Origin of the sequence: Pseudomonas sp. W2I6 (genome assembly GCF_030815935.1) — a bacterium.
Taxonomy (GTDB): Bacteria; Pseudomonadota; Gammaproteobacteria; order Pseudomonadales; family Pseudomonadaceae; genus Aquipseudomonas.
The window spans coordinates 6,115,051-6,139,762 of sequence record NZ_JAUSXJ010000001.1 but is presented as its reverse complement, the minus strand read 5'-3'; the positions used below and the strand labels follow the sequence as shown (position 1 = coordinate 6,139,762).

Sequence of the window (24,712 nt, the reverse complement as noted above, 5' to 3'; positions counted from 1 at the left end):
TGTTCCCAGCCAGCGCTTCCATGACGCCTTAAGGGCCTTGCCAGACGCTTCCATGGCCAGATTTCTCGCAGTGTATGAATCAAAGGCAACGCTATTTCTGGAGAGCAACTGTGCTTAACAAAACGCGTCATTCTTTTTCCGGTTCTGATGAGATGTCTCAGGGAGCGCGCTTCGTTAAGGAGTTGCTGGCGCAGGCGCAGATCGAGGTCAACGGGCCATCGGCTGCCGATATGCAACTGCACCACAGTGCCACATTTGATCTCGCCCTGGCCAAGGGCAATCTGGGCCTTGGCGAAGACTACATGGATGGCGGCTGGGACGCCGAGGCGCTGGATGAGTTTTTTTTCCGCCTCATGCGCTCCGGCGTGATCGACCAGGCCAACCCGGCCACCTTGTTGTTTCACGCGTTCAGCTCCCGCTGGCTGAACCTGCAAAACAAGAAACGCGCCTGGCAAGTCGGCGAAGCACATTACGACCTCGGCAATGACTTCTACGCACGCATGCTCGACTCGCGCATGACCTACACCTGTGGCTACTGGAAAGATGCCACCACCCTGGAGCAGGCGCAGTTCGCCAAGCTGGACCTGATCTGTAAAAAACTGGGGCTCAAGCCGGGCATGCGCGTGCTGGATATCGGCTGTGGCTGGGGCAGTTTCATGAGCCATGCGGCCGAGCACTACGGGGTCGAGTGTGTCGGCGTGACCATCTCCAAGGAGCAGGCGGAGTGGGGTCGGGCCAAGTATTCACATCTGCCGATCGAGTTTCGTCTGCAGGACTATCGGGATATCGACGAGCAATTTGACCATATCGCCAGCGTTGGCATGTTCGAGCATGTGGGGCGCAAGAACCATCGGGCGTATATGGAGGTCGCCAACCGCTGCCTGAAAGACGATGGGTTGTTCCTGCTACACACTATCGGCAAGAACCAACGCAACAGCACGCCGGATCCGTGGATCGACAAATACATCTTTCCCAACGGTGATTTGCCCTCGATCGGGCAGATCGGCGACGCCATGGACGGGTTATTTGTTGCCGAGGATTTGCACAACTTTGGCGCCGACTACGACAAGACGCTGATGGCCTGGTGCGAAAACTTCGAACTGGCGTGGCCGGATTTCGCAGACACCTTTGGCCAGCGCTTCTACCGGATGTGGCGCTATTACCTGCTGTCGTGTGCAGGGGCGTTTCGCGCGCGGGATATCCAGCTGTGGCAGTGGGTATTGTCGAAGAAGGGGGTTGTCGGCGGGTATCAGCGGGTGAGCTGAGGGTTGCAACGGTTTAACGGGGACAGGTGAAACCTGCCCCGGTTGGGCCGGCTTATTCGGCGGCAGGCGTCAATCGCGCTTCCAGCTCCGCCACCTTGGCCTCAAGGCTTTCCAACCGCGCCCGAGTGCGCGCCAGCACCACCATCTGGCTATCAAACTCTTCCCGGCTTACCAGGTCCAGCTTGCTGAAACCGCTTTGCAGCAGTGCCTTGAACTGGCTTTCAATTTCATTGCGTGGCAGCGGCGTGTCGCTGCTGAACAGGCGGGAGGCGTGCCCGCTCAGGGCGTCGAGGAGGTCTTTGGGCGCGAGCATGGGAAATAGTCCGGAAAATCTGTTGGCCGGCAGTGTATCACGCAGCGTCTATAGTCTTTTTCAGCCCCTGCGGCGCACGCTTTTCGCGCATGAGGACGGGCGGTCGCGCACCGTTTTCGTGCGTATCTTCGCTGTCGTGGCGCCCGGTAGGTGGGCACAGGCGAACAAAGGACTGATTTCAGTGATTTTTACGGAGCTGGCAAGCTTTCTGCTTAGACGATCATGACCCATGCACTGATGCAGTCGCTGTGACGATGCAGTGCGCCGACGGACCAGCGGTACATGTTTCGTCACCAGTGGTTAGCGAGCGTCGCAATGGCAAATGCCAGGGCGACGAAGCGTTACAAAGCCAGGCACTGCGCTTAGACTTGAGACGGGTTTGTTTTCCTGGGGCAAGTCCACCAATTCGGGAGAGAGTTTTCATGAAGCTAGTCACTGCCATCATCAAGCCGTTCAAGTTGGACGATGTACGCGAGTCACTGTCCGAGATCGGCGTGCAGGGCATTACCGTTACTGAGGTCAAAGGCTTCGGTCGGCAGAAGGGTCACACCGAGCTGTATCGCGGCGCGGAATACGTGGTCGATTTCCTGCCAAAGGTGAAGATTGATGTCGCCATTGACGACAAGGATCTTGACCGGGTTATCGAGGCGATAACCAAGGCCGCCAACACCGGCAAGATCGGTGACGGCAAGATCTTCGTGGTCAATCTGGAACAGGCTATTCGCATCCGTACCGGCGAAACCGATACCGACGCAATCTAAGCCGCCAAACCCCAACGCCCCAGGAGAAAACAATATGACTCTGCGTAAATTCGCAGGGCTAGGAGCCCTGTTGTCCCTCGTAATGCCGGCCCTGGCCATGGCGGCGGACCCAGTACCTGCTCCAGTCCTCAATTCCGGCGACACCGCGTGGATGCTCACGTCCACCGCGCTGGTGCTGTTCATGACCATTCCAGGCCTCGCGCTGTTCTACGGCGGCATGGTTCGCTCCAAAAACATTCTTTCCGTGATGATGCAGTGCTTCGCCATCACCGGCCTGATCACCATCCTGTGGTTCGTGTACGGCTACAGCATGGCGTTCGACACCACCGGTATGGAAGCAGGCGTCGTCAACCTCAACTCGTTTGTGGGTGGCTTGTCCAAACTGTTCCTCTCGGGTGTGACCCCGGCCAGCATCACCGGCCCGGCGGCGTTGTTCCCTGAGGCTGTGTTCGTGACCTTCCAGATGACCTTCGCGATCATCACCCCGGCGCTGATCGTTGGTGCATTCGCCGAGCGGATGAAGTTCTCCGCGATGCTGATCTTCATGGGCGTCTGGTTCACCCTGGTCTACGCACCGATCGCCCACATGGTATGGGGCGGTCCGGGTTCGTTGCTGGGCGACTGGGGCGTGCTGGACTTCGCAGGCGGCACTGTGGTGCACATCAACGCCGGTGTGGCCGGCCTGGTAGCGTGCCTGGTACTCGGCAAGCGTAAAGGCTTCCCAACCACCCCAATGGCCCCGCACAACCTCGGTTACACCCTGGTGGGCGCGGCCATGCTGTGGGTCGGCTGGTTCGGCTTCAACGCCGGCTCCGCTGCTGCGGCCAACGGCACTGCCGGCATGGCGATGCTGGTGACCCAGATCGCTACCGCTGCTGCGGCCCTGGGCTGGATGTTCGCCGAGTGGGTCACCCACGGCAAGCCGAGCGCACTGGGCATCGCCTCGGGTGTGGTTGCGGGCCTGGTGGCAATCACCCCAGCCGCTGGCACCGTGGGCCCGATGGGCGCCCTGGTAATCGGCCTGGCTGCCGGTGTGGTGTGCTTCTTCTGCGCCACTACCCTGAAACGCAAACTGGGCTACGACGACTCCCTGGACGCCTTCGGCGTGCACGGTATCGGCGGTATCCTCGGCGCGATCCTGACCGGCGTGTTCGCCGCACCGTCGATGGGTGGCTTCAACGCCGCTACTACCGACATTGCCGCACAGGTCTGGGTTCAGGCCAAAGGCGTCGGCTTCACCGTCATCTACACCGCTATCGTGACGTACATCATCCTCAAGGTGCTGGACGTGGTGATGGGCCTGCGGGTGACCGAAGAAGAAGAGGCGGTTGGCCTCGATCTGGCGCAACACAACGAGCGCGGCTACAACTTGTAAGTACGCGAAAAAAAGATGCCCGGCTTGCCGGGCATTTTTTTGCCTTGGGTTTGTCTGTGGCTAAAGGTGTATGGGTTTTTTTGCGACTTTGTGATGGGATCCGCACTGCACTTTTCAGTGTGCGAATGTCTTACAGGCATGTAGGCGTATTCGGCACTTTGTTTTTTCCCTGAGCGCGCTAGAATGCGCGCCGATAGGCGGAGAACTGTATGTGGCAACAGACCCTGATAACCCTGCGGGCCAAGCCCCGGGGCTTTCATCTGGTGACGGACGAGTTGCTCGCCGGCCTGCCTGAATTGAAGGCCTGTCGGGTGGGACTGTTGCATTTGTGGCTGCAGCACACCTCGGCCTCGTTGACGGTCAACGAGAATGCCGACCCGGCGGTTCGCCGTGACTTCGAGCGTTTTTTCAATGCGCTGGTGCCGCAAGGCACGGCGGGATATGAACACAACGACGAGGGTCCGGATGATCTGCCGGCGCACTTCAAGGCCAGTCTGCTGGGCTGTCAGCTGAGTTTGCCGGTAAGGGCCGGCCGCTTGGCGATGGGGACCTGGCAAGGTGTTTATCTGGGCGAGCACCGTGATCATGGCGGTGCTCGTAAAGTCCTCGCCACCTTGCACGGTGATGGGGCATAAGCCACTGGTTAACCGGTGGATGTTGATTTTTTTCCGGCGGCCGTCGACAGGCGGCGAAGCTGGGCTATAACTAATCTGCTTTTCGCAAGTCATGAGGTAGAACATGAGCGACGATGATCTGGAAAACGACGACCTCGAAGTAGGCGACGACGACGAAACCGAGGAAGGTCTTGAGGCGGCTGCCGAAGACGTGGCTGACGACGACGGTGGCGACGATGCACCGGTCCCGGCAGCCAAGGGCAAGGCCAAGGCTGCAGTGTCGGTTGACGAGTTGCCGAGCGTAGAAGCCAAGAACAAAGAGCGCGATGCGCTGGCCCGGGCGATGGAAGAATTCCTCGCCAAAGGCGGCAAAGTGCAGGAAGTCGAGGCTAACGTGGTGGCAGATCCACCGAAGAAGCCGGATAACAAGTACGGCAGCCGGCCTATCTAAGGCCTGCTGTTTGCTTGCTGAAAAAGCCCGCCGTCGCTGCGGGCTTTTTCATGGGCGCTGCAAAATGGTCAGGGCCAACACCCATCCAAGGATGAAGAGCGTGTGTGGCGAGGGAGCTTGCTCCCGTTGGGGCGCGAAGCGGCCCCTGGTTGGGTCGACGCGGTCTTTCAGAAAGGCCGTCGTGGCTGGTTCAGGGGCCGCTTCGCAGCCCAGCGGGAGCAAGCTCCCTCGCCACAAAAGCCCGTCATCATCAGGTTATGCGTTCCAGCGGGCTAGCACGTCGGGTAGCTCGGTCAGGCTGCGAATCTCGGCATCCGGCAACTTCTCGGCCTCCCAGGCCTTGCCTGCCGGGTTGAACCACACCGCCCGCAGCCCCGCCTGCTGCGCACCGGCAATGTCATCCCCTGGATGATCACCCACATGCACTGCCGCGCCCGGCGCTACGCCGCCGCGCTGCAAGGCCTCCTGAAATAACCGTGCATCCGGCTTGGCGATACCAATGTCTTCAGCCCGCAGTGCAAAGTGGAAGTAGTCCGCCAACCCCACACGTTGCACATCGGCATTACCGTTGGTAATCACCCCCAGCAGATAGTCGCGGCGCAGTGCTTGCAGCATCGGTTCCGCTTCGGGGAATACGGTGAGTTGATGCCGGGCATGGATGAACGCTTCAAAGCACACATCCGCCATCTGCGCCGCTTCCGGCAGCGGGTACCCGGCTTCCTCGAAGGCGTATTGCAGCACCTTGTGACGCAACACGCTGATGCGATATTTCAGCTCGGGATGACGCTCCAGCACCTGCTGGCGCAGGCTGGCAAACTTCTCCAGGGGCAAGTCGCCCACCTTGGTGGCGTGGGTCGCCAGCCACTCGCGCATCGATGCCTCGGCGCTGATGATGACCGGCACGTTATCCCAGAGCGTATCGTCCAGGTCGAAGGTGATCAGCTTGATGCTCATGAGTCACTGCCCTTAATGCGTTTGGCCCGTGGATGGGCGCTGTCGTACACCGTTGCCAGGTGCTGGAAGTCCAGGTGGGTGTAGATCTGGGTGGTCTTGATGTCGGAGTGGCCCAGCAGTTCCTGCACCGCACGCAGGTCCTGGGAGGACTCCAGCAAGTGGCTGGCAAAGGAGTGCCGGAGCATGTGCGGGTGCAGGTTCTGCCCCAGCTCGCGCTCGCCGGCGGCCTTGACCCGCACTTGTATGGCCCGGGGCCCGAGGCGCCGGCCTTGCTGGCTGATAAACACCGCGTCGTCCGCCGGGTTGGCCAGGGCGCGCAGCGGCAGCCACAGCAGCAAGGCTTCGCGGGCCTTCTTGCCTACCGGCAATACGCGGGTCTTGCTGCCTTTGCCGAGCACCTGCACCAGGCCATCCGCCAGGTCCAGTTGATCGAGGTTAAGCCCGGTCAGCTCCGACAGGCGCAGGCCCGAGGAGTAGAAGAGTTCTAGGATCGCCTGGTCGCGATGAGCCAGGAAGTCGTCCTCCACGGCGCCGTCGAGCAATTGCAGGGCACGGTCGGTGTCGAGGGTCTTGGGCAGGCGGCGTTCACCCTTGGGCGGCGCCAGGCCGTTGGCCGGGTCGTGGTCGCACAGGCCTTCGCGGTTCAGGTAGTGATAGAGGCCGCGTACCGCCGACAGCAGGCGCGCCAGGCTGCGGGAGGATTGGCCTTGCTGGTGCAGGCGGGCGATCAGGCTGCGCAGACCCTGGATGTCCAGGGCCTTCCAGCTGCCGATGTGTTGTTTCTCGCAGAACGCCAGGACCTTGTTCAAGTCCCGCCGGTAGGCTTCCAGGGTATGCGGCGACACCTGGCGCTCGCTGCGCAGGTGAGCGCAGTAGGCGTCCAGTTGTCGTTCCATGGCTAGCGCACCGCGCGCAATGCGCTGGTGAAGCGTGGCAGGACGCGGCCCAGCACTTCGGCGATGTAGCTCAGGAACAGCGTGCCCACCGAGCTTTTGTAATGCTGCGGATCACGGCTGGCGATGGCCAGCACGCCATGAAAACCTTGATGACTGAGGGCAACCACGGCGGTGGAGCCGATCTGCTGGCGCTGCTCGGCGCCAAACAGGAAGTCCAGTTCATGCTCGCGCAAGGTGCCGCTGATGGTCTTGCCTTCGGACAGCAGGCCGCCAATCGCGGTCTGGGCATCGCTGCCGCTGACCCAGCGACCCACCGGCATCGGGTTGTCGCTGAACAGGATCAGGCTGACAAAGGGCACCTGGAAGTCCTGGCGCAGGCTGTCTTCGACGGCGATCACCGCTTCTTCCAGGCTGGCGGCGTCCATCAGGGTCAGGACCAGGCGGCGAGTCTTGTCGAACAGGCGGTCGTTGTCGCGGGCCACATCCATCAGCTGCGAGAGCCGATGGCGCATTTCGATATTGCGCTCGCGCAGGATCTTCATCTGCCGCTCCACCAGCGACACGGTATCGCCGCGCTGGTGGGGAATACGCAGGGCCGGCAGCAGTTCTTCGTGTTCAACGAAGAAGTCCGGGTTAGCCTCCAGATACGCCGCAACGGCTGCGGCCTCCAGACTTTCGCTTGGGGATGCTTGCGCGGGTACTTGAGGCTTATCAGTCATTAGATTTGCTCACTCATAGACGGACCTGTCCTTCGTAGACGCGGGTGGCCGGGCCGGTCATTTTCACCGGTTGGCCGGGGCCTACCCATTCGATGGACAGGCGTCCACCGGGCAGGTCGATCAGCAGCGGCGAATCCATCCACCCCTGGCTGATCGCGGCTACGGCAGCGGCGCAGGCGCCGGTACCGCAAGCCTGGGTTTCGCCGGCCCCGCGTTCCCAGACGCGCAACTGCGCACGGGAACGGTCGATGACCTGCAGGAAGCCCACATTGACCCGCGCGGGAAAGCGCGGGTGGTTTTCGATCTTCGGCCCCAGTTCATGCACCGGCGCGTTGTTGATGTCATCCACCCGCAGCACGGCATGGGGGTTTGCCCATGGACACGGCGGCCAGGTTGACGGTCTTGCCGTCCACGTCCACCGGGTAGCTCAGGGCTTGCTCGGTGGCCTGGAACGGAATGTCCGCAGGCACCAGCCGTGGCGCGCCCATGTTGACGCCGATCTGGCCGTCGCTGCGAATATCCAGCTCGATGATGCCGCTTTTGGTCTCGACGCGAATCTGCCGCTTGGCGGTCAGGCGCTTGTCCAGGACAAAACGGGCGAAACAGCGGGCACCATTGCCGCACTGTTCCACTTCGGAGCCATCGGAGTTGAAGATCCGGTAACGGAAATCCACTTCCGGGTTACTCGGCGCTTCCACCAGCAACAATTGGTCGAAGCCGACACCGGTGTGCCGGTCGCCCCACAGCTTGGCGTGCTTGGGCAGGATGTGCGCGTGCTGGCTGACCAGGTCGAGGACCATGAAGTCATTGCCCAGCCCGTGCATCTTGGTAAAACGCAGCAACATGACCTTACTCCGGCAGCAGGCTTTCGCCAGCAAACAACTCGGCTACCGTCTCGCGGCGACGCACTTCAAACGCTTGATCACCGTCCACCAGCACCTCGGCGGTACGCCCGCGGGTGTTGTAGTTGGAGCTCATGACAAACCCATAGGCACCGGCCGAATGCACGGCCAGCAGGTCGCCTTCTTCCAGGGCCAGCTGACGTTCCTTGGCCAGGAAGTCGCCGGTCTCGCAGATCGGGCCGACGATATCGTAGCTGCGGCCTTCGCCTGCGCGTGGCTTGACGGCCGTCACATTCATCCAGGCCTGGTACAGCGCCGGACGGATCAGGTCGTTCATCGCCGCGTCGACGATGGCGAAATCCTTGTGCTCGGTGTGCTTGAGGTACTCGACCTGGGTCAGCAGCAGGCCGGCGTTGGCGACGATGTAGCGGCCCGGCTCGAACATCAGCGTCAGGTCGCGGCCTTCGAGGCGCTCGCGCACGGCCTTGATGTAGTCGGACACCAGCGGCGGCTCTTCATCGCGATAACGCACACCCACGCCGCCACCGAGGTCGATGTGGTGCAGGTAGATGCCGCACTCGCCGAGGCGGTCGACCAGCGCCAGCAGGCGGTCGAGGGCGTCGAGGAACGGTGGCAGGCTGGTCAGTTGCGAGCCGATATGGCAGTCGACACCCAAGACTTCCAGGTTCGGCAACTGCGCGGCGCGGATGTACACGTCCTCGGCGTCGGCAATGGCGATGCCGAACTTGTTCTCTTTGAGACCGGTGGAAATGTACGGGTGAGTGCCGGCGTCGACGTCCGGGTTGACCCGCAGGGAGATCGGCGCGCGAACGCCCATCTCGGCGGCCACCACTTGCAGGCGCTCCAGCTCGTCGGTGGATTCGACGTTGAAGCAGTGCACGCCAACTTCCAGGGCACGGCGCATGTCTTCGCGGCTCTTGCCGACACCGGAGAACACAATTTTGTCAGCCTTGCCGCCGGCGGCCAGTACACGCTCAAGCTCGCCCCGGGACACGATGTCGAAACCGGCGCCCAGGCGCGCCAGGACATTGAGTACACCCAGGTTGGAGTTGGCTTTTACGGCGAAGCACACCAGGCTTGGCGTGCCTTCCAGCGCATCGGCAAAGGAGCGGTATTGCGCTTCGATGTGGGCACGGGAGTACACGTAGGTCGGGGTACCAAAGCGCTCGGCGATGGCGGACAGCGCGACACCTTCCGCGAACAGCTCGCCGTCCCGGTAGTTAAAAGCGTCCATGATGTTCCCTTAGTAGGTGTCGTGCTTGTGCGCTTTGGTTTGCGACGATTGCGCCTGTTCATTCGGGTCTTTGCTGTCATCGGGCAGATACAGCGGGCCTTTTTGACCACAGGCACTAACGAGGCAAGCGACCGCGACGAGCGCAGCAAGGGAAGAGATCAGGCGCTTCATGGCGAAATCCTTGAATATGCATTAATTGCGCCCGAGTATACCGACCACCCGCCGGATTGCCTATGCGCCGAAATACCCGTCCGGCGGGGCTTTGCCGAGTTCGTCGCGATTGTGCTTACACCAATCGAGGATAATTCACACGGCTGTGGGTAATGAAATCGGTATCCTTTGCAATCATGATGGCGCGTCCGTATTGTGCGGCGCTTGAGCGAGACCAGACACTTTTCGAGGTTCCCACAATGAGTTTGACCGAAGCGCGTTTTCACGACCTGGTGGATGCGACCCAGCAAGCGCTGGAGGATATTTTCGACGACAGCGGTCTGGATGTGGACCTGGAGAACTCGGCCGGTGTGCTCACCGTCAAGTTTGAAAATGGCACCCAATTGATTTTCAGCCGCCAGGAGCCCCTGCGTCAGCTATGGCTGGCGGCGCGTTCCGGTGGCTTTCACTTCGATTACGATGAAGAAGAAAAACGCTGGACCCACGACACCACCGATGAGCTGCTGAGCGAAATGCTCGCGCGCCTCACCCAGGAACAAGCCGGCGTCGAGCTGGACTTCGACGAGATCTGATCGTGACGCAGCCCGTTCCCGTACGCCCGCCCAAGCCGCTGTTCAGCAATGTCAGCCCGGCGGTGCCGTCACCTTGTATCAGTTTATGTCGGCTGGATGAGCACAAAGTCTGCCTCGGTTGCTTCCGTCATGTGGAAGACATCCGCGAATGGCGCTCCGCCGACGATGCGCGACGCCGCGTGATCGTCGCCCAGGCCGAGCAGCGCAGGACCTGCGCCTGAGGCCGTCTTGTTTATTTATTGTGCTGTGGTAGTGTCCGGATACACCTCAACTCATCGAGGTCCGTGAGAACCCCGCCTTTTCCTGGCGGGGTTTTGCTTTTTTGTGCAGAAAAAAGGAGTCTGCCTGAATCATGACCGCACCTTCCATCATCCTCACCCGTCTTGACGTGCAGCGTCTTGAGCAACTGATCGACCGTGTCGGCGAGGCGTCGCCGGGCGTTGAAGCCCTGCAACACGAACTCGACCGCGCCGAAGAAGTGGTTGGCCACGATGAAGTGCCTGCATCTGTCGTGACCATGAACTCCAGCGTGCATTGCCGTGAACAAGGCAGTGGCAAGGACTATCACCTGACCCTGGTCTACCCCAAGGACGCGAACGCCGACGAAGGCAAAATCTCGATCCTGGCGCCGGTGGGCAGTGCATTGCTGGGCCTGCAAGTCGGCCAGCACATCGACTGGCCAGCACCGGGTGGCAAGACCCTCAAGCTTGAATTGCTCGGCGTCGAAGGCCAGCCGAAAGACGGTGGCGCCTTTCCTCTCTAAACCTGGTTCAGCGCTTCATTGAGCGCCAGTTCCAGATCAGCCTTGTAGCGCAGGTACAGATTGCTCGGGCTTTGAACATCACCGAGCAGGCCGGACAGGTCCAGATCGGTGATGTAGCAGCGGTAACGCTCGGCTTCCCGGCGTTGCCCGACGATTTGCTGGGCGACCACCGCAAACAGTTGGTCGCCAAATTCCAGCTCGGAAAACTCCCGTTGATTGCAGTACAAGGTGATCCCCACCTGGCCCGGTGCTGCCTTGCCGATAATCGCCTGCACGTCGTAGAACGGCTTGTTGGCCGGGGTTTGCGGCGCTGGGCGCGGTTCGGCCCGCCGTGCACGGCCGCTGCCTGACGGCAACAGCTGGTAATACAGGATTTGCACCGCGCCGAAGGGCTGTTGCGGATCCAGCGGCAGCAGCGCGTCGCGGCGATAAATGATCGACTGCAGGAAGCGCTGCAACGGCACCAACAGGCTTTGCTCGTCATGGAACGGCAGGCGCTGCTGCCAGAGCGCGTTGAACTCATCCAGCACGTACAGCTCGGCAACTCCGTCGTTGATCCGGTAGAACACCTGCACACAGTCGGGCAGGCCCATGGGCAGCAGCAGCGCCAGGTCGTGGTCTTCCAGGGCCATGGTGTCCAGGTGCAGCGGGCTGTAGCTGGCCAGTTCCTCACTGAGGTAGGCGATCAGCGCGTCCTGGGTCGCCAGTGACACATGGTTGGCCTGGCCGGGTGTCAGCTCCATCACGTGGTAGTGCTGTTGCACCTGCACCAGGTAGCGGTGGTTTTCCTGGCCCAGCAGCAGGTTTTGCGCGGTGTCGAAGATTTCCTCCACGCGCTGGGCAATGAACTGCGCGCGGTTGTGGCAGAAACAGCGCACCCGCAAGCGCGGCAAGTGATTGGGCGGTAGCTGATTGAGGTAGTCGCGCAGGCAATCGAGCAGCGCGTGGGGGCCGTCATAGCGGCTGACCATCACCTCGTTCCAACTGTTGAGCGTGACCTGGTCCAGGGTCAGCACCAGGTTTTCCCGTACGCCCGCGTAACTCAGGGAGTCGGTGCGCTCGGTGGTCATCAGGATGTTCAGGTCGCGATGATGCTTGAGCGGGTCGACGCCGACGTTGATCAGCAGCAGCACTTCCTCGGGCACTGCCGAGCGCAGCAGGCGGTCTTCATCGACGCTGGCCAGGGGCAGGACGACAGTTTGTTGCAGGCTGCCCAGCAGGTTGAACAGCTCGAATTCGGTCATGTCACTGCTGCCGGGATGCAGCGCCAGGCGGGTACTGCTGTCGATCACGCCGTTGCGGTGGCACCAGGTGAGCATTTCCAGCAAATCGCGGCTGCGCTTGATCGGCGCGAAGTGTTCCCATTCCAGGGCGGTCAGGCTGCCGTTGTACAAGCCCCAATGATGCTGGCCGGGCTCTTTGCGGTTGGGCGACTGCACCAGGGTCAGGGTGTCTTCGGCAAGGTCGGGCGCAATGCCGGGGTTGATGAACTCGACCTTGCCGGCCTTGCGCTCGAAGGCGGCGTACAGGCGCCGGCCCAGCACATTGAGATCGCGCTTGTTGATCAGGCTGACGGTCTGTTCGGTGCGGGCAAACTGGGTCAGGAAGCGATAGCTGTAGTTCAGCTCGTTGACCAGCGCCCGGCGCTCGGAGGCCACCTGGCGGACTTTCCATTGGCTGCGGCTGTCCAGCAGGGCCAGTTGGCGCTGGTCCCAACCCCATTCGCTGGCCAGGCGCTCCAGCAGCAAACGCTGCCACCCGGTGCGCTGGCCCGCGCTGAGCTTGCGGTTGACCTTCAGGTACAGGCTGCGCCGCACCAGTTCCAGGCGTTCCGGCTCATTACGGGCCTTGAGGTACTCCTCGATCCGGCGGTAGACGACGATGTACGGGTCCAGCTCGTCCAGGTCCAGCTGATTGGCAAACACAGCGCGCTTGAAGCGCAGGCTCAGGCACTGCACCTTCGGGTGCTCGCTGGCGTAGACCTCGGTCAGCAGGAGTTTCAGTACTGATTTGTAGGGCGATTCGATGCCCTTGAACAACTGCCACAAGCCGGCACCGATAAATTCACCCGGCGGGATGTGCGCCAGGTGGCCCAGGTCGAGGGTTTCATCGGCGCGAATAAAGCGTTTGGAAATCAGCGCGTGGGTGAAGTCGGCATAGCGGGTTTCTTCGTACACCGGCACCAGCCACCAGATCGGCGTGCGCCCGGCCAGCCAGATGGCGGTGCGGTAGAACTCGTCCAGCAGCAGGTAATGCTGGCTGGTGCCGCAGTCCTCTGAACTCAGTTGGGTGTCGCGCTCGCCCTGGATAAACCGCGTCGGCTCGATCAGGAAGAAGTGCGCCTCGGCGCCCATGCTCAGGGCCCAGGTTTCGAGCAGTTGGCATTTCTTGCGCAACTCGGCCAGCTCGTTCTCGCTGAGATCGGCCGCATGGCAGACCCACACGTCCATATCACTTTGATCGGCCTGGGCCAGGGTGCCCAGGCTGCCCATCAGGAACAGGCCATGAATCGGCCGCGGTGGGTTGCCGTGGCGGGGCTTGTAGGAAAACGTGCGGGTCAGGCGCTGGGCCTCGGCCAAGGCTTGCGCGTCGGGTTCAAAATTCGACAGGCCGGCCGGCGTGCTGCCCGACACATAGCCCGGCAACAGCGGGTGATTCACGTGGAAAAACAGCGGCAGCAGGGTCAATACGCTTTGCTGGCGTGGCGTCAGCCCCTCGACGGCCCGGGCCATGCGGCCTTCGTTCAGGGCCAGAAACCGCGCGCGCAACTGGGCCAGCACCTTGCGGTCGATGCCTTCGTCCAGGTCGGGGCGGATTTCGTGGGTGCGGGTCATGTCGAACTCGGTGGCTCGCAGGGCCCGACGTGGGCGGCCGTGTGGGAGTTTACAGCCAGTAGCGTAGGAGGTTTAGAGGGAATTTGTTTTTGACGCCGGAATTTTATCCCGGGCGCGGGAATGCCCGCGGAATCCGTGAAAAGAGGATCCCGTGGGCGATACGAGGTGTCAGGCGGCTTCTTTGGCGGTCGTCAGAATAGTCAGCAGGCTTTGTGCGTGTTCGGCAGCGTCCCGGCCGAGGCTGGTGAGGTAACCACCGTCTGGCTGGTCGATCAGGTCTTTATCAAACAGGCGCCGGGCGGCGGCAATGGCAGTGGGAGCGGCAGTCTGATGAACTTTCAGACCTTCCTGGGAGCTGCCCAGGTTGAAGAGTGCAAGGATTTCCAGTTCGGCAACCAACTCAGGGGTATACGACATAAGGACTCCAGACTTTCTAGGAATTTTTAGACGTTAGCAGCCATAAGGTGAACGCACTTGGGCGAGCTGTCCAGTCGGAACTCATGCGGTGTTGATGTGGGGCAGGATTGTGGCCAGCAAGAGTTTGCTGGCCAGCGCGGTGTGAGGCTTATTGCTTCTCGGGCGGCAGCTCCGGCAGCGCACGCAACGCAGTTTCATACCATTCGGTATTGAAGGCGCGATCTTCTTCGAGCAGCGCGTCAATTTCGATGGCGAGGACGTGGGCCATCATTTGCAGGATGTCTTCGCGCTCGTAGCCCACCAGGGTCAGCTTGTTGAACGTGGCCTTGGCGGCGGGCGGGTTGTCGCTTTCGATCTGGTTTTCGATCGCTTCAATCAAGGTGGTCTCGGCGAACTCTTCTTCGTCGTTGTCGATATCGGTTGGCTCGCTCATGGCAGGCTCCTGGAGGAAAGGGCGCCAGTCTACCCCCATTCACTCGGCTGATGCTGCTGGCCAGGCGCGGCCTCCCGATCTATAACCACTGCTGCCAACCCCATACACGGCCTGGAGGCTTTGTGATGCTCAAGCTTTATGGATTTTCGGTCAGCAACTACTACAACATGGTCAAACTGGCGCTGCTGGAGAAAGGGCTGCCCTTCGAAGAGGTGCCGTTCTACGCAGGCCAAACCCCTGAAGCCTTGGCCGTGAGCCCCCGGGGCAAGGTGCCGGTGCTGGGTGTCGAGCAAGGGTTTATCAACGAAACCAGCGTGATCCTCGAATACCTCGAACAGACCCAGGGCGGGCGATCGCTGCTGCCGAGCGAGCCGTTCCAGCGCGCCCAGGTGCTGGCGTTGTGCAGGGAAATCGAGCTGTACATCGAGTTGCCGGCCCGGGCGTGTTTTGCCGAGGCGTTTTTCGGAATGCCGGTGCCGGAGGCGATCAAGGAAAAGTCCAGGGCGGAGTTATTGCTGGGGATCGCATCGCTGGGGCGGCACGGGAAGTTTGCGCCGTATGTGGCGGGGGACAGTTTCACGATTGCGGATTTGTATTTTGTGTACAGCGTGGACCTGGCCTGTGCCGTGGCCGGGAAGCTGTTCGGGCTGGATCTGTTGGCTGAGTTGCCGAAGGCCAAGGCGTTGCTGGAGCGCTTGCAGGCGCTGCCGAATGCCCAGCGGGTGGCGGCGGACAAGGAAGCGGCGATGCCGGCGTTTATGGCGATGATTGCTGCCAAGAAATAGATCTTGGGTGTTTGTGATGAGGCTTTCGCGAGCAAGCCCGCTCCCACATTTGACCGAGTTCCACCTTTGGAATGCAGTCGAATGTGGGAGCGGGCTTGCTCGCGAAGCTTTTAGCGGCTGGCGAGCAATGCCTGGCCGCGAACCACGGCAGCCTTCACCTGCGCCGGCGCAGTCCCGCCGACATGGTTACGGGCATTCACCGAGCCTTCCAGGGTCAGCACCGCAAACACGTCCTGCTCGATCTGGTCGCTGAACTGGCGCAGTTCTTCCAGGCTCATTTCCGCCAGGTCCTTGCCGGTGTCCACGCCGTACTTCACGGCATGCCCGACGATCTCGTGGCAGTCGCGGAACGGCAGGCCACGGCGTACCAGGTAGTCCGCCAGGTCGGTGGCGGTGGAGAAACCGCGCAGGGCCGCTTCACGCATGATGGCGTGCTTGGGCTTGATCGCCGGGATCATGTCGGCAAAGGCACGCAACGAGTCGCGCAGGGTATCGGCGGCGTCGAATAGCGGTTCCTTGTCTTCCTGGTTGTCCTTGTTGTAGGCCAGCGGCTGGCCTTTCATCAGGGTCAACAGGCCCATCAGCGCACCGAATACACGGCCGCTCTTGCCGCGTACCAGCTCCGGCACGTCGGGGTTTTTCTTTTGCGGCATGATCGAGCTGCCGGTGCAGAAGCGGTCCGGCAGGTCGATGAACTGGAATTGCGCACTGGTCCACAGCACCAGCTCTTCGGAGAAACGCGACAAGTGCATCATCGCGATGCTGGCCGCGGCGCAGAATTCGATGGCGAAGTCACGGTCCGACACGCCGTCCAGGGAGTTGCCGCCCACGGCGTCGAAACCCAGCAACTGCGCGGTGTACTCGCGGTCGATCGGGTAGGTGGTGCCAGCCAGTGCAGCGCTGCCCAGAGGCATGCGGTTGGCGCGCTTGCGGCAGTCCACCAGGCGCTCGTAGTCGCGGCTGAGCATTTCGAACCAGGCCAGCAGGTGGTGGCCGAAGGTCACAGGCTGTGCGGTCTGCAGGTGGGTGAAGCCGGGCATGATGGTGCCGGATTCACGCTCTGCCTGCTCCAGCAGGCCTTTTTGCAGGCGGGTGATTTCTGCCAGGATCAGGTCGATCTCGTCCCGCAGCCACAGGCGGATATCGGTAGCCACCTGGTCGTTACGGCTGCGACCGGTGTGCAGTTTCTTGCCGGTCACACCGATGCGGTCGGTGAGGCGGGCCTCGATGTTCATGTGCACGTCTTCCAGGTCGACGCGCCAGTCGAAGGTGCCGGCTTCGATCTCGCCACGGATGGTGGTCAGGCCGTCGATGATGCTGTCGCGCTCGGCGTCGGTCAGCACGCCGACCTTGGCCAGCATCGTGGCGTGGGCGATCGAGCCCATGATGTCGTGGCGGTAGAGGCGCTGGTCGAAAGTGACGGAGGCGGTGAAGCGCGCGACGAAGGCGTCGACGGGTTCACTGAAGCGGCCGCCCCAGGACTGGTTGGTCTTGTCGGTGCTCATGGATTCGCTCGTGATCTGCTGGAAAGAGGGCATGAAAGTGTGGCGCCGATAATAACAGGGTTGCCCCCGGAGGCGACGATGCCGGGGCGGGGCATTTTTATTTGTTTCCAAGATGGCTAAGTGCCTTGCCCCCGGACTCGCGCAGGACGAGACTGGAGCCAGGACCGATCGGGGGGGGAACTTGCGGTCCTTGGTCAAACAAAGCGTGTTTATTGAAACGATATTTGACGATTGAGCAATATCGTCTTCGCCAGCGTCTACAGTTGCACTGATAGAGCTTCGCGCTGACGGAAGGTGTACTGCACCAATGCCGGGCGATGAGGTCGAACTCCAGGCTATCCATTAGAGAGGGGGTGTTCGTATTGTGTATCAGCAAACCCTACGACGATGCCCGAAGGCAGCAGGCTTTGGGCGCGATTGAACAGGTCCGGGTAAATATTGGTGCCACTCTCGGGGCACTTTTTGCCGCTCGCGCTAGTCTTAGCGTGGATCGCCGTGACGGAAGTCACCGCACCTGTCTACGCTATCCTTGTGCGAGACTCACGCAGGAATCCAGCGCAATATGAATGTCCTGATCGTTGATGACGAACCCCAAGCCCGCGAGCGACTGAGCCGTTTGGTCAGTGAACTCGAGGGTTACAATGTCCTTGAGCCGAGCGCCACCAGTGGCGAGGAAGCCTTGGCCCTTATTGACAGCCTCAAGCCGGACGTCGTGTTGCTCGACATCCGCATGCCGGGCCTTGATGGCTTGCAGGTGGCTGCCCGCCTGAGCGAGCGAGAGTCGCCGCCTTCGGTGGTGCTGTGCGCCTCCCAGGATGAGTTCTCTTCCGAGGCCCTGGATGCCAGCGGCGCCAGTTTCCTGGTCAAGCCGATCAATGCCGATGCGTTGCTTCGTGCCTTGAAAAAGGCCGAGCGTCCCAATCGTGTCCAACTGGCAGCCTTGACCCAGCCCGCAGCCCAGGGCGGCAACGGGCCTCGCAGCCATATCAGCGCCCGTACCCGCAAGGGCATCGAGTTGATTCCCCTGGACCAGGTGGTCTACTTCATCGCCGATCACAAGTACGTGACCTTGCGTCACGAGGCTGGTGAAGTGCTGCTCGATGAGCCACTCAAGGCGCTGGAAGACGAATTTGGCGACCGTTTTGTGCGCATCCACCGCAACGCGCTGGTGGCACGGGAGCGCATCGAGCGTCTGCAGCGCACGCCGCTTGGGCACTTTCAGCTGTTCCTGAAGGGCCTCAATGGCGACGCCTTGATCGTCAGCCGGCGCCATGTCGCTGGTGTGCGCAAGATGATGCAGCAGCTTTAGCCCGAGGGCCGAGGCGAGCTTCACCGCCCATATCCCGGTGCGACGCGGCCAGGGAGGCCCCGCACTTGCTGATTCAAATCAAAGCGCATTTGCCTGAGCTGTTATTATCTGCCGTATCTATTCAGTACGGATTGATCCATGTCCTCTCGCGAAATCCGCATCGCCACCCGTAAAAGCGCCCTGGCCTTATGGCAGGCCGAATACGTCAAAGCACGCCTTGAGCAGGCTCATCCTGGCCTGAAGGTGTCCCTGGTGCCCATGGTCAGTCGCGGCGACAAGCTGCTTGATTCGCCACTGTCGAAAATCGGCGGCAAGGGCCTGTTCGTCAAGGAGCTGGAAACCGCGCTGCTGGAAAACGAAGCCGACATCGCCGTGCACTCGATGAAAGACGTGCCCATGGACTTCCCTGAAGGCCTGGGCCTGTTTTGCATCTGCGAGCGCGAAGACCCCCGCGACGCCTTCGTTTCCAATACCTATGCCTCCCTGGATGAGCTGCCGCTGGGCAGCGTCGTCGGCACCTCCAGCCTGCGTCGCCAGGCGCAGTTGCTGACCCGCCGCCCGGACCTGCAAATCCGCTTCCTGCGGGGCAACGTCAATACTCGCCTGGCCAAGCTCGACGCCGGTGAATATGACGCGATCATTCTCGCGGCAGCCGGCTTGATCCGCTTGGGCTTTGAAGACCGCATCACCTCGGCCATCAGCGTCGAAGACAGCTTGCCGGCCGGCGGGCAGGGCGCTGTGGGCATTGAATGCCGCACCGCCGACAGCGAAATTCATGCGCTGCTCAAGCCGCTGGATCACCAGGACACCGAAATTCGCGTCACCGCCGAACGTGCCCTGAACAAGCACCTCAACGGTGGCTGCCAGGTACCGATCGCCTGTTACGCCGTGCTTGAGGGCGAGAACCTCTGGCTGCGTGGCCTGGTGGGCGACCCGAGTGGTGGGTTGTTGCTCACCGCAGAGATTCGCGGGCCGCAAAGCGAGGCCACCAGCCTGGGTATCAAGGTCGCCGAGGAACTGCTGGAAAAAGGCGCCGGTGCCATTCTGCAAGCGGTGTACGGCGAGGCCGGGCCGCAGTGATGCAATGGCGTGTGCTGCTGACGCGGCCTGCCGAGGAGTCGGCGGCCCTGGCGGCGACGTTATCCGAAGAAGGTATTTTCAGCAGCAGCCTGCCGTTGCTGGAGATTGAAGCGCTGCCTGTCACGCCTGAACAACAGGCGGTCTTTCGCGAGCTGGACCGCTATTGCGCGGTGATCGTGGTGAGCAAGCCGGCCGCGCGCCTGGGCTTGCAGTTGTTGGCTCAACACTGGCCGCAACTGCCGGCGTTACCGTGGTTCAGTGTCGGCGCTGCTACGGCGCAGGTGTTGGCCGAGCATGGCCTTGATGTCAGTCATCCCCACGACGGCGACGACAGTGAAGCCTTGCTTGAACTGGTCGCCTTGCGCGAGGCTATCTCGAAGCCCGGCGCCCGGGTGCTGATCCTGCGGGGCGAGGGCGGGCGAGAGCTGCTGGCTGAGCGTTTACGCGAGCAAGGTGCTAGTGTCGACTATCTGGAGTTGTATCGCCGTTTCCTGCCGGACTACGACCGTGCAACGCTGACCCAGCGCATAAACGTGGAACGCTTGAACGGCGTGGTGGTCAGCAGTGGGCAGGGTTTTTTACACCTGCAAGCGCTGGCCGGTACAGATTGGCCCCAGGTGGCACAGCTGCCGTTGTTCGTGCCCAGCCCGCGAGTCGCCGAGATGGCGCGTGCCGCTGGCGCGCAAGAAGTTGTGGATTGTCGTGGCGCCAGTGCCGCGGCTTTGTTAGTGGCGTTACGGAGTGTTTCCGTTCCCACTCTCTAATACGCAAAGGATGGATACGTGAGCGAAACAGCCTTGCCTAAAGATGAAGCTCAGCCCGCGCTTGATGCGCCTGTTGAGACACCGGTCACCACCGCCCCGCGCCGTGGCAACGGCCTGGCCATCGTGGCCTTGTTGCTCGGCGCCGCCGGCGTTGCCGCCGGTGGCTGGGGGATCTGGCAGGTCCGCGCACTGCAGGCGAGCAGCCAGCAACAGCTGGGCCAAGTGCAAACCCTGGACGACCAATCCCAGAGCCTCAAGCAGAGCCAGCAGCAGCTGTCGGCCCGTCTGGGGCAACTGCCCGGCGCCGATGAGCTGGAAGAGCGTCGCCGGCTGGTGGCGCAATTGCAGGGTGATCAACAACGCCTGAGCCAGCGCCTGGAAACCGTGCTGGGGGCCAGCCGCCAGGACTGGCGCCTGGCCGAGGCCGAGCACTTGATCCGCCTGGCCAGCCTGCGTCTTTCCGCCTTGCAGGACATCAATAGTGCCCAGGCACTGGTCCAGGGCGCTGACGAAATCCTCCGCGAACAAAGTGACCCTGGCTCCTACGCCGCCCGTGAGCAGTTGGCCAAGAGCCTCGCCGCGTTGCGCAATATCGAACAGCCCGACCGTACCGGGCTGTACCTGCAACTGGCGGCATTGCGCGATCAGGTCGTGCAGTTGGCGGCCATCGCGCCGGAATACCAACTCCCTGAAGCGGCCAATGATGGGCGTCCGACCACCGACACGGACAGCCGTTGGAGTCAGTGGTGGGCGCAGATCTCGCGGTATTTCCGCATCGACTTCAATCCTGATGACAACATTCGCCCGCTCCTGGCAGGGCAAGGCCTGAACCAGGTGCGCCTGGCCCTGAGCCTTGCACTGGAGCAGGCGCAATGGGCGGCGCTCAACGGCGAGCCGGCGGTGTACAGCCGATCCCTGGGCGAGGCCCGCAGCGTGTTGCAGGACAACTTCAATCAAGACAACCCGCAAAGCAAAGCCATGCTGGCCCGTATTGCCGAGCTTGAGCCCAAGGCCGTCTCGGTGGTCACGCCGGACCTGGCCGCGAGCCTGGCTGCCGTGCAGGCTTACCTTGACCGTCGCCACCTGTCTGCCGAGGAAGCCAAGGCTTCCGCTGGCAAGCCGGCGACCCAGGAGTAAAGCCGATGAAGCGCTTCTATGTGATCCTGGTGCTGGCGATTGCGATCGCCCTGGCACTGGCCGTGGGCATTTCGAAACATACCGGCTACGTGCTGATTACCTATCCCCATGTGCTGCATTACGAGTCCGGGCTGTGGTCGACGCTGGTGGCGTTGTTTGCCATCGGCCTGGTGATCTATTTGGCCAGGGTGCTGCTGGGCCTGGTGCTGACCTCGGGTGGCGTGGTCAATCCGTGGTCGCGGCGCAACCGCAGCCGTCGGGTCCAGGTTGCCATCGAGCAGGGCCAGATGGACCTCGCCGAAGGGCGCTGGGCCAGTGCCGAGCGCCACTTGCACCGTGCGGCCGAAGCCGAACGCCAGCCATTGCTCTACTACCTCGGCGCCGCCCGTGCGGCCAACGAACAGGGCCGTTATGAGGAAGCGGATGGCCTGCTGGAACGCGCGCTTGAGCGCCAGCCCCAGGCCGAACTGGCGGTAGCCTTGAGTCATGCGCAGTTGCAGATGGACCGCGGTGACACCGATGGCGCCCTGGTCACCCTGCAGGCCATGCATGAGCGTCATCCGCATAACGTCCAGGTATTGCGCCAACTGCAGCGGCTGTATCAACAGCGTGGCGATTGGTCTTCGGTAATCCGGCTGTTGCCGGAGTTGCGCAAGGACAAGGTGTTGCCGCCTGCCGAGTTGGCCGACCTGGAGCGACGCGCCTGGGGCGAGAACCTGACCCTGGCTGCCCAGCGCGAAGAGCAGGGCGAGGCCGGGCAGCAATCCCTGGAGCTGGCCTGGCAACAACTGACTTCGGCCCAGCGCCAGGAGCCGCAACTGGTGCTGGCGTACGCCGAACAACTGCGCCAGTTGGGCGCGGACGCCAAGGCCGAAGAAGTGCTGCGCGGTGCCCTCAAGCGCGAGTACGACAGTCATCTGATCCGGCTCTACGGGCTGCTGCGTGGCAGCGATCCGGCGAAGCAGTTGAAGTTCGCCGAAGGCTGGCTCAAGGACCATCCAGGCGATGCCAGCCTGCTGCTGACCCTGGGGCGCCTGTGCCTGCAAAACAGCTTGTGGGGCAAGGCGCGGGATTACCTTGAAAGCAGCCTGCAGGTGCAGCGCAACCCTGAGGCCTGCGCCGAGCTGGCACGCCTGCTGGCGCAGTTGGGCGACACCGAGCGCAGCAACCAGTTGTTCCAGGAAGGCCTGGGCTTGCTGGACAAGCGTTTGCTGGCGTCACCGCTGCCGGTACCGGCACGGGTTTGAAGTAGGAAACAGAGTAAGGGTTGCCTCAGAATTGTCTGGTGGCCAACCCTTCAATAACGCCAATAGCTGTAGTCAATACGGCTTGTAGTAAACTCCTACGTAGACGCGCGTTTAATCGCTCGCCTTCTGACGGGATATCCCTACGCTCTCGCGGAATCGTCTGCTCTGGCGCGTATTGAAAGGGGTAAGGTCTTTCCTCTACCGTAACTACCTATCTCTTGCGTTGCGGATAAACAATGTCTTTGGCCCCCTCACGCTCCCTGTTCCTCCTGGCGTTCCTGGCTGGTGCGCTGACGCTGGGCGCGTCCTTTTACCTGGAATACGCCGCGTTTTTGCGGCCTTGTTTCCTGTGCCAGGTGCAACGAATTCTTGTGGCTGCCTTCACGCTGATCAATCTCGTGGCGGCGATTCATGGGCCGAAGCGGTCCGGGATCTACCTGTATTGGGCGGCGAGCATGGGGTGTGCAGTGCTGGGCGCCATTACCGCCGTACGCCAGGTGCTGCTGCAAAATACGTCGCCGGAACAGTTGCCTGCCTGTTGGCCCGGCCTTCAATCCATGATCGAGAACCTGTCGCTGAGAGAGACGTTGGCCTTGATCTTCAAGGGCACCGTCGACTGCGTGGAAATCAACTGGACGCTGTTCGACTTGAGTATTCCCGAGTGGAGCCTGCTGTTCTTCGTGGCGATGCTGATCCTTGGCATCGCGCAGTTCTCGCGGTTGCTGCTGAGCCAGCGTTTTGGCCTTGCACGGCACTGACAGGTAACCGCAGGTTGTAGGAAGGGATTAAACACTTGTATGAACTTTCTCTCCTGCGTACCTTGATGACATAGTCGTGCGGGCATAATCTGGCCCGCACGCGTTATTGAAACAGACTGTTCGATGCACCTTTGCCCGGTTGCCGCTTTAACCTTGAAGTGTTGCGCGGGCAGCGTGCGGCGCCCCTATAGGGAAGAGAGATCATCATGCTGGAACGTTGTCAGAATGCTCAGGAACGCTGGGGTGGGGTGCACAAACTGATCGATGGTTGGTTGAAAGCGCGTCACGAACTGGTTCGGGCCTTTGATGCTCTCGGTGCCAAGCCCGAAGCGCTCAGCGAGAACCGCAAGCCGTTGCAGGAATTCTGCGGCGTATTGGTGGACTACGTATCGGCGGGGCACTTCGGTATCTACGAGCAGTTGACCAGAGAGGCCGAGGCTTTCGACGATCAACGTGGCCTCGATTTGGCGGAGACGATTTACCCGCGCATCGATGTCATCACCGAGAAGCTGCTGGCGTTCAACGACCTGTGTGATGCCGGCCAGTGCGTTGCAGAAAAATTCAAAGAGCTGGGTGGTTTGCTTCACGAGCGTTTCGAGCTGGAAGATTGCCTGATCGAAGTGCTGCACAACGCTCACAAGGAAGAGTTGACGGCTAAGGCCTGACTCCCCCCGACACAAGAAAACGGTGCGCATTGCGCACCGTTTTTCGTTTGGGCTCAGGCGCCCGCCTTGAGCAATTCGATCTCGAATACCAGCGGCGTATAAGGCGGGATCAGTTCGCCTGCGCCATCAGCGCCATAGGCTTGGTCGGATGGAATCACCAGGCGCCACTTCGCGCCCACCGGCATCTGTTGCAACGCACTGCGCCAGCCACTGATCACACTGTCCAGGCGAAACCACTGAGGTTGTGTGCTCTTGTCGAAGACGGTCCCGTCGGGTAACCGCCCAACATAATTCACTTGCACGCGATCATCGGCCGCCGGTTTCTTCCCGCTGCCAGGGGTCAGTTCGGTCAGCAGGATGCCGTCTGCCAATTCACGCACACCACTTTTGGATTTCTCACTGGCTAAAAATTGTTGCTCGGCAGCGAGTGCCTTTTCACTTTGTGGTGCTCGATTGTCCGGCGCGTTTTGTGCTTCGTGCTGGGCAAGGATCTGTTCGATGCGTGTGTCGTCCAGGGCCAGTGGCTTACCTTGATAGGCCTGTTTGAGTCCGTCGATCAGCGCCTCTACCTGCAACCCAGGCATCTCCTGGCGCAGGCGCTCACCCAGGCTCGCGCCCAGGCTGTAGGCCAGGTCGTGGTCATCTTTGGAGGGGGATTTCTCGCTTGCGTTGGCCACGCAAAGCACCACGCTCAACACTAAAAAAAGGTAACGCGACATGGGCGTTCTCCAGCCGAAAGTGCGATGGATTATGCCAGTGTGAATGATTAAAAAGTGGCGTGGATTTTCGTTATATCAATAAGAATTTTCGTGCGGTGCAACGCAAGC

The 24,712-nt window shown here is 61.5% G+C and carries 27 protein-coding genes and 1 pseudogene; 16 read left to right on the top strand and 12 right to left on the bottom strand.

Annotated features, from left to right (window positions below; genetic code table 11):
• Positions 1–182 precede the first annotated feature (182 nt).
• Positions 183–1,265, top strand: a complete 1,083-nt coding sequence (cfa, locus tag QF039_RS28475; protein ID WP_003208781.1) for a cyclopropane fatty acyl phospholipid synthase — start codon at positions 183–185, stop codon at positions 1,263–1,265.
• Between the two features lie 52 nt (positions 1,266–1,317).
• Here cfa and QF039_RS28470 read toward each other — a convergent pair whose 3' ends face one another.
• Positions 1,318–1,527, bottom strand: a complete 210-nt coding sequence (locus QF039_RS28470; RefSeq protein WP_371103568.1) for an accessory factor UbiK family protein — start codon at positions 1,525–1,527, stop codon at positions 1,318–1,320.
• Positions 1,528–2,000: 473 nt separating this feature from the next.
• Between QF039_RS28470 and glnK the strand changes: the two genes are divergently transcribed.
• The 4 genes from glnK (at position 2,001) to sutA (ending at position 4,779) form a co-directional block, all read left to right on the top strand.
• Positions 2,001–2,339 (top strand): P-II family nitrogen regulator, encoded by a 339-nt coding sequence (gene glnK, locus QF039_RS28465; protein ID WP_002555808.1) that lies wholly within the window; start codon positions 2,001–2,003, stop codon positions 2,337–2,339.
• A gap of 34 nt (positions 2,340–2,373) precedes the next feature.
• Positions 2,374–3,714 carry an ammonium transporter gene (locus QF039_RS28460; protein ID WP_008439352.1) on the top strand — a complete coding sequence of 447 codons (1,341 nt, stop codon included), beginning with the start codon at positions 2,374–2,376 and terminating at the stop codon, positions 3,712–3,714.
• Between the two features lie 209 nt (positions 3,715–3,923).
• A complete protein-coding gene (locus tag QF039_RS28455) occupies positions 3,924–4,349 on the top strand; it encodes a secondary thiamine-phosphate synthase enzyme YjbQ (RefSeq protein ID WP_003208787.1) in 426 nt (141 codons plus the stop codon).
• A gap of 103 nt (positions 4,350–4,452) precedes the next feature.
• Positions 4,453–4,779, top strand: coding sequence for a transcriptional regulator SutA (gene sutA / locus QF039_RS28450; protein ID WP_003208791.1), 327 nt, complete (start codon positions 4,453–4,455; stop codon positions 4,777–4,779).
• A gap of 255 nt (positions 4,780–5,034) precedes the next feature.
• On the opposite strand, the gene QF039_RS28445 is transcribed toward sutA, so the two are convergent.
• The 6 genes and pseudogenes from QF039_RS28445 to QF039_RS28420 all read right to left on the bottom strand — a co-directional run bounded on the left by QF039_RS28445 (position 5,035) and on the right by QF039_RS28420 (position 9,616).
• Entirely contained in the window at positions 5,035–5,733 is a 699-nt protein-coding gene (locus tag QF039_RS28445) for an HAD family hydrolase (RefSeq protein WP_008439351.1), read from the bottom strand.
• Positions 5,730–6,629: a tyrosine recombinase XerC gene (gene xerC, locus QF039_RS28440; protein ID WP_008439350.1), complete on the bottom strand. Its 900-nt coding sequence runs from the start codon at positions 6,627–6,629 to the stop codon at positions 5,730–5,732. The genes QF039_RS28445 and xerC overlap by 4 nt, the downstream gene beginning before the upstream one ends.
• A 2-nt stretch (positions 6,630–6,631) precedes the next feature.
• Positions 6,632–7,348, bottom strand: a complete 717-nt coding sequence (locus QF039_RS28435; RefSeq protein ID WP_307521857.1) for a DUF484 family protein — start codon at positions 7,346–7,348, stop codon at positions 6,632–6,634.
• Between the two features lie 13 nt (positions 7,349–7,361).
• Positions 7,362–8,193 (bottom strand): annotated as a pseudogene (dapF, locus tag QF039_RS28430) (diaminopimelate epimerase).
• Between the two features lie 4 nt (positions 8,194–8,197).
• Complete coding sequence (gene lysA, locus QF039_RS28425; protein ID WP_008439346.1) at positions 8,198–9,445, bottom strand: diaminopimelate decarboxylase; 1,248 nt, start codon at positions 9,443–9,445, stop codon at positions 8,198–8,200.
• 9 nt (positions 9,446–9,454) lie between these two features.
• A complete protein-coding gene (locus QF039_RS28420; protein WP_003208801.1) occupies positions 9,455–9,616 on the bottom strand; it encodes a lipoprotein in 162 nt (53 codons plus the stop codon).
• Between the two features lie 239 nt (positions 9,617–9,855).
• On the opposite strand from QF039_RS28420, the gene cyaY reads away from it, so the two are divergent.
• The 3 genes from cyaY (at position 9,856) to rnk (ending at position 10,951) form a co-directional block, all read left to right on the top strand.
• Positions 9,856–10,188, top strand: a complete 333-nt coding sequence (gene cyaY / locus QF039_RS28415) for an iron donor protein CyaY (RefSeq protein ID WP_003208803.1) — start codon at positions 9,856–9,858, stop codon at positions 10,186–10,188.
• A 2-nt stretch (positions 10,189–10,190) separates the two neighbouring features.
• A complete protein-coding gene (locus QF039_RS28410) occupies positions 10,191–10,409 on the top strand; it encodes a DUF1289 domain-containing protein (RefSeq protein ID WP_003208805.1) in 219 nt (72 codons plus the stop codon).
• A 131-nt stretch (positions 10,410–10,540) separates the two neighbouring features.
• On the top strand, positions 10,541–10,951 hold the full coding sequence (gene rnk, locus QF039_RS28405; RefSeq protein ID WP_003208808.1) for a nucleoside diphosphate kinase regulator: 411 nt from the start codon (positions 10,541–10,543) through the stop codon (positions 10,949–10,951).
• Here rnk and QF039_RS28400 read toward each other — a convergent pair.
• From QF039_RS28400 to QF039_RS28390, 3 genes are all read right to left on the bottom strand, one after another.
• A complete protein-coding gene (locus QF039_RS28400; RefSeq protein WP_177009063.1) occupies positions 10,948–13,785 on the bottom strand; it encodes a class I adenylate cyclase in 2,838 nt (945 codons plus the stop codon). The genes rnk and QF039_RS28400 overlap by 4 nt on opposite strands.
• A gap of 168 nt (positions 13,786–13,953) precedes the next feature.
• The gene (locus QF039_RS28395) at positions 13,954–14,202 is read right to left on the bottom strand and encodes a TIGR02647 family protein (protein WP_003208812.1); all 249 of its coding nucleotides are present in this window, start codon (positions 14,200–14,202) and stop codon (positions 13,954–13,956) included.
• 148 nt (positions 14,203–14,350) lie between these two features.
• On the bottom strand, positions 14,351–14,635 hold the full coding sequence (locus QF039_RS28390) for a hypothetical protein (protein ID WP_003208814.1): 285 nt from the start codon (positions 14,633–14,635) through the stop codon (positions 14,351–14,353).
• A gap of 125 nt (positions 14,636–14,760) precedes the next feature.
• Here QF039_RS28390 and QF039_RS28385 point away from each other — a divergent pair, with 125 nt between their 5' ends.
• Positions 14,761–15,420, top strand: a complete 660-nt coding sequence (locus QF039_RS28385) for a glutathione S-transferase family protein (protein WP_003208816.1) — start codon at positions 14,761–14,763, stop codon at positions 15,418–15,420.
• Between the two features lie 110 nt (positions 15,421–15,530).
• Here QF039_RS28385 and argH read toward each other — a convergent pair whose 3' ends face one another.
• Positions 15,531–16,925, bottom strand: a complete 1,395-nt coding sequence (gene argH, locus QF039_RS28380; RefSeq protein WP_008439335.1) for an argininosuccinate lyase — start codon at positions 16,923–16,925, stop codon at positions 15,531–15,533.
• A gap of 562 nt (positions 16,926–17,487) precedes the next feature.
• Between argH and QF039_RS28375 the strand changes: the two genes are divergently transcribed.
• From QF039_RS28375 to QF039_RS28345, 7 genes are all read left to right on the top strand, one after another.
• A complete protein-coding gene (locus QF039_RS28375) occupies positions 17,488–18,234 on the top strand; it encodes a LytTR family DNA-binding domain-containing protein (RefSeq protein ID WP_003208820.1) in 747 nt (248 codons plus the stop codon).
• A gap of 138 nt (positions 18,235–18,372) precedes the next feature.
• Positions 18,373–19,314, top strand: coding sequence for a hydroxymethylbilane synthase (gene hemC / locus QF039_RS28370; protein ID WP_008439333.1), 942 nt, complete (start codon positions 18,373–18,375; stop codon positions 19,312–19,314).
• Positions 19,311–20,078: a uroporphyrinogen-III synthase gene (locus QF039_RS28365; RefSeq protein WP_307521842.1), complete on the top strand. Its 768-nt coding sequence runs from the start codon at positions 19,311–19,313 to the stop codon at positions 20,076–20,078. Before hemC ends, QF039_RS28365 begins: the two co-directional genes overlap by 4 nt.
• 18 nt (positions 20,079–20,096) lie before the next feature.
• The gene (locus QF039_RS28360) at positions 20,097–21,215 is read left to right on the top strand and encodes a uroporphyrinogen-III C-methyltransferase (protein WP_003208826.1); all 1,119 of its coding nucleotides are present in this window, start codon (positions 20,097–20,099) and stop codon (positions 21,213–21,215) included.
• 5 nt (positions 21,216–21,220) lie between these two features.
• Positions 21,221–22,462, top strand: a complete 1,242-nt coding sequence (locus QF039_RS28355; protein ID WP_003208828.1) for a heme biosynthesis protein HemY — start codon at positions 21,221–21,223, stop codon at positions 22,460–22,462.
• A 236-nt stretch (positions 22,463–22,698) separates the two neighbouring features.
• The gene (locus QF039_RS28350) at positions 22,699–23,220 is read left to right on the top strand and encodes a disulfide bond formation protein B (protein WP_087693703.1); all 522 of its coding nucleotides are present in this window, start codon (positions 22,699–22,701) and stop codon (positions 23,218–23,220) included.
• A gap of 206 nt (positions 23,221–23,426) precedes the next feature.
• Positions 23,427–23,885: an Rsd/AlgQ family anti-sigma factor gene (locus QF039_RS28345; protein ID WP_003208832.1), complete on the top strand. Its 459-nt coding sequence runs from the start codon at positions 23,427–23,429 to the stop codon at positions 23,883–23,885.
• 53 nt (positions 23,886–23,938) lie between these two features.
• Here the strand turns inward: QF039_RS28345 and QF039_RS28340 are convergent, their stop codons facing one another.
• Entirely contained in the window at positions 23,939–24,604 is a 666-nt protein-coding gene (locus QF039_RS28340; protein WP_008439319.1) for an FKBP-type peptidyl-prolyl cis-trans isomerase, read from the bottom strand.
• Between the last annotated feature and the right edge of the window lie 108 nt (positions 24,605–24,712).

Bases quoted from the DNA above. Each gene is read 5' to 3' on its own strand.
- glnK (WP_002555808.1), top strand. From the start codon at position 2,001: ATGAAGCTAGTCACTGCCATCATCAAGCCGTTCAAGTTGGACGATGTA.
- QF039_RS28460 (WP_008439352.1), top strand. From the start codon at position 2,374: ATGACTCTGCGTAAATTCGCAGGGCTAGGAGCCCTGTTGTCCCTCGTA.
- QF039_RS28455 (WP_003208787.1), top strand. From the start codon at position 3,924: ATGTGGCAACAGACCCTGATAACCCTGCGGGCCAAGCCCCGGGGCTTT.
- sutA (WP_003208791.1), top strand. From the start codon at position 4,453: ATGAGCGACGATGATCTGGAAAACGACGACCTCGAAGTAGGCGACGAC.
- QF039_RS28445 (WP_008439351.1), bottom strand. From the start codon at position 5,733: ATGAGCATCAAGCTGATCACCTTCGACCTGGACGATACGCTCTGGGAT.
- xerC (WP_008439350.1), bottom strand. From the start codon at position 6,629: ATGGAACGACAACTGGACGCCTACTGCGCTCACCTGCGCAGCGAGCGC.
- QF039_RS28435 (WP_307521857.1), bottom strand. From the start codon at position 7,348: ATGACTGATAAGCCTCAAGTACCCGCGCAAGCATCCCCAAGCGAAAGT.
- lysA (WP_008439346.1), bottom strand. From the start codon at position 9,445: ATGGACGCTTTTAACTACCGGGACGGCGAGCTGTTCGCGGAAGGTGTC.
- QF039_RS28420 (WP_003208801.1), bottom strand. From the start codon at position 9,616: ATGAAGCGCCTGATCTCTTCCCTTGCTGCGCTCGTCGCGGTCGCTTGC.
- cyaY (WP_003208803.1), top strand. From the start codon at position 9,856: ATGAGTTTGACCGAAGCGCGTTTTCACGACCTGGTGGATGCGACCCAG.
- rnk (WP_003208808.1), top strand. From the start codon at position 10,541: ATGACCGCACCTTCCATCATCCTCACCCGTCTTGACGTGCAGCGTCTT.
- QF039_RS28400 (WP_177009063.1), bottom strand. From the start codon at position 13,785: ATGACCCGCACCCACGAAATCCGCCCCGACCTGGACGAAGGCATCGAC.
- QF039_RS28395 (WP_003208812.1), bottom strand. From the start codon at position 14,202: ATGTCGTATACCCCTGAGTTGGTTGCCGAACTGGAAATCCTTGCACTC.
- QF039_RS28390 (WP_003208814.1), bottom strand. From the start codon at position 14,635: ATGAGCGAGCCAACCGATATCGACAACGACGAAGAAGAGTTCGCCGAG.
- QF039_RS28385 (WP_003208816.1), top strand. From the start codon at position 14,761: ATGCTCAAGCTTTATGGATTTTCGGTCAGCAACTACTACAACATGGTC.
- argH (WP_008439335.1), bottom strand. From the start codon at position 16,925: ATGAGCACCGACAAGACCAACCAGTCCTGGGGCGGCCGCTTCAGTGAA.
- QF039_RS28375 (WP_003208820.1), top strand. From the start codon at position 17,488: ATGAATGTCCTGATCGTTGATGACGAACCCCAAGCCCGCGAGCGACTG.
- hemC (WP_008439333.1), top strand. From the start codon at position 18,373: ATGTCCTCTCGCGAAATCCGCATCGCCACCCGTAAAAGCGCCCTGGCC.
- QF039_RS28355 (WP_003208828.1), top strand. From the start codon at position 21,221: ATGAAGCGCTTCTATGTGATCCTGGTGCTGGCGATTGCGATCGCCCTG.
- QF039_RS28350 (WP_087693703.1), top strand. From the start codon at position 22,699: ATGTCTTTGGCCCCCTCACGCTCCCTGTTCCTCCTGGCGTTCCTGGCT.
- QF039_RS28345 (WP_003208832.1), top strand. From the start codon at position 23,427: ATGCTGGAACGTTGTCAGAATGCTCAGGAACGCTGGGGTGGGGTGCAC.
- QF039_RS28340 (WP_008439319.1), bottom strand. From the start codon at position 24,604: ATGTCGCGTTACCTTTTTTTAGTGTTGAGCGTGGTGCTTTGCGTGGCC.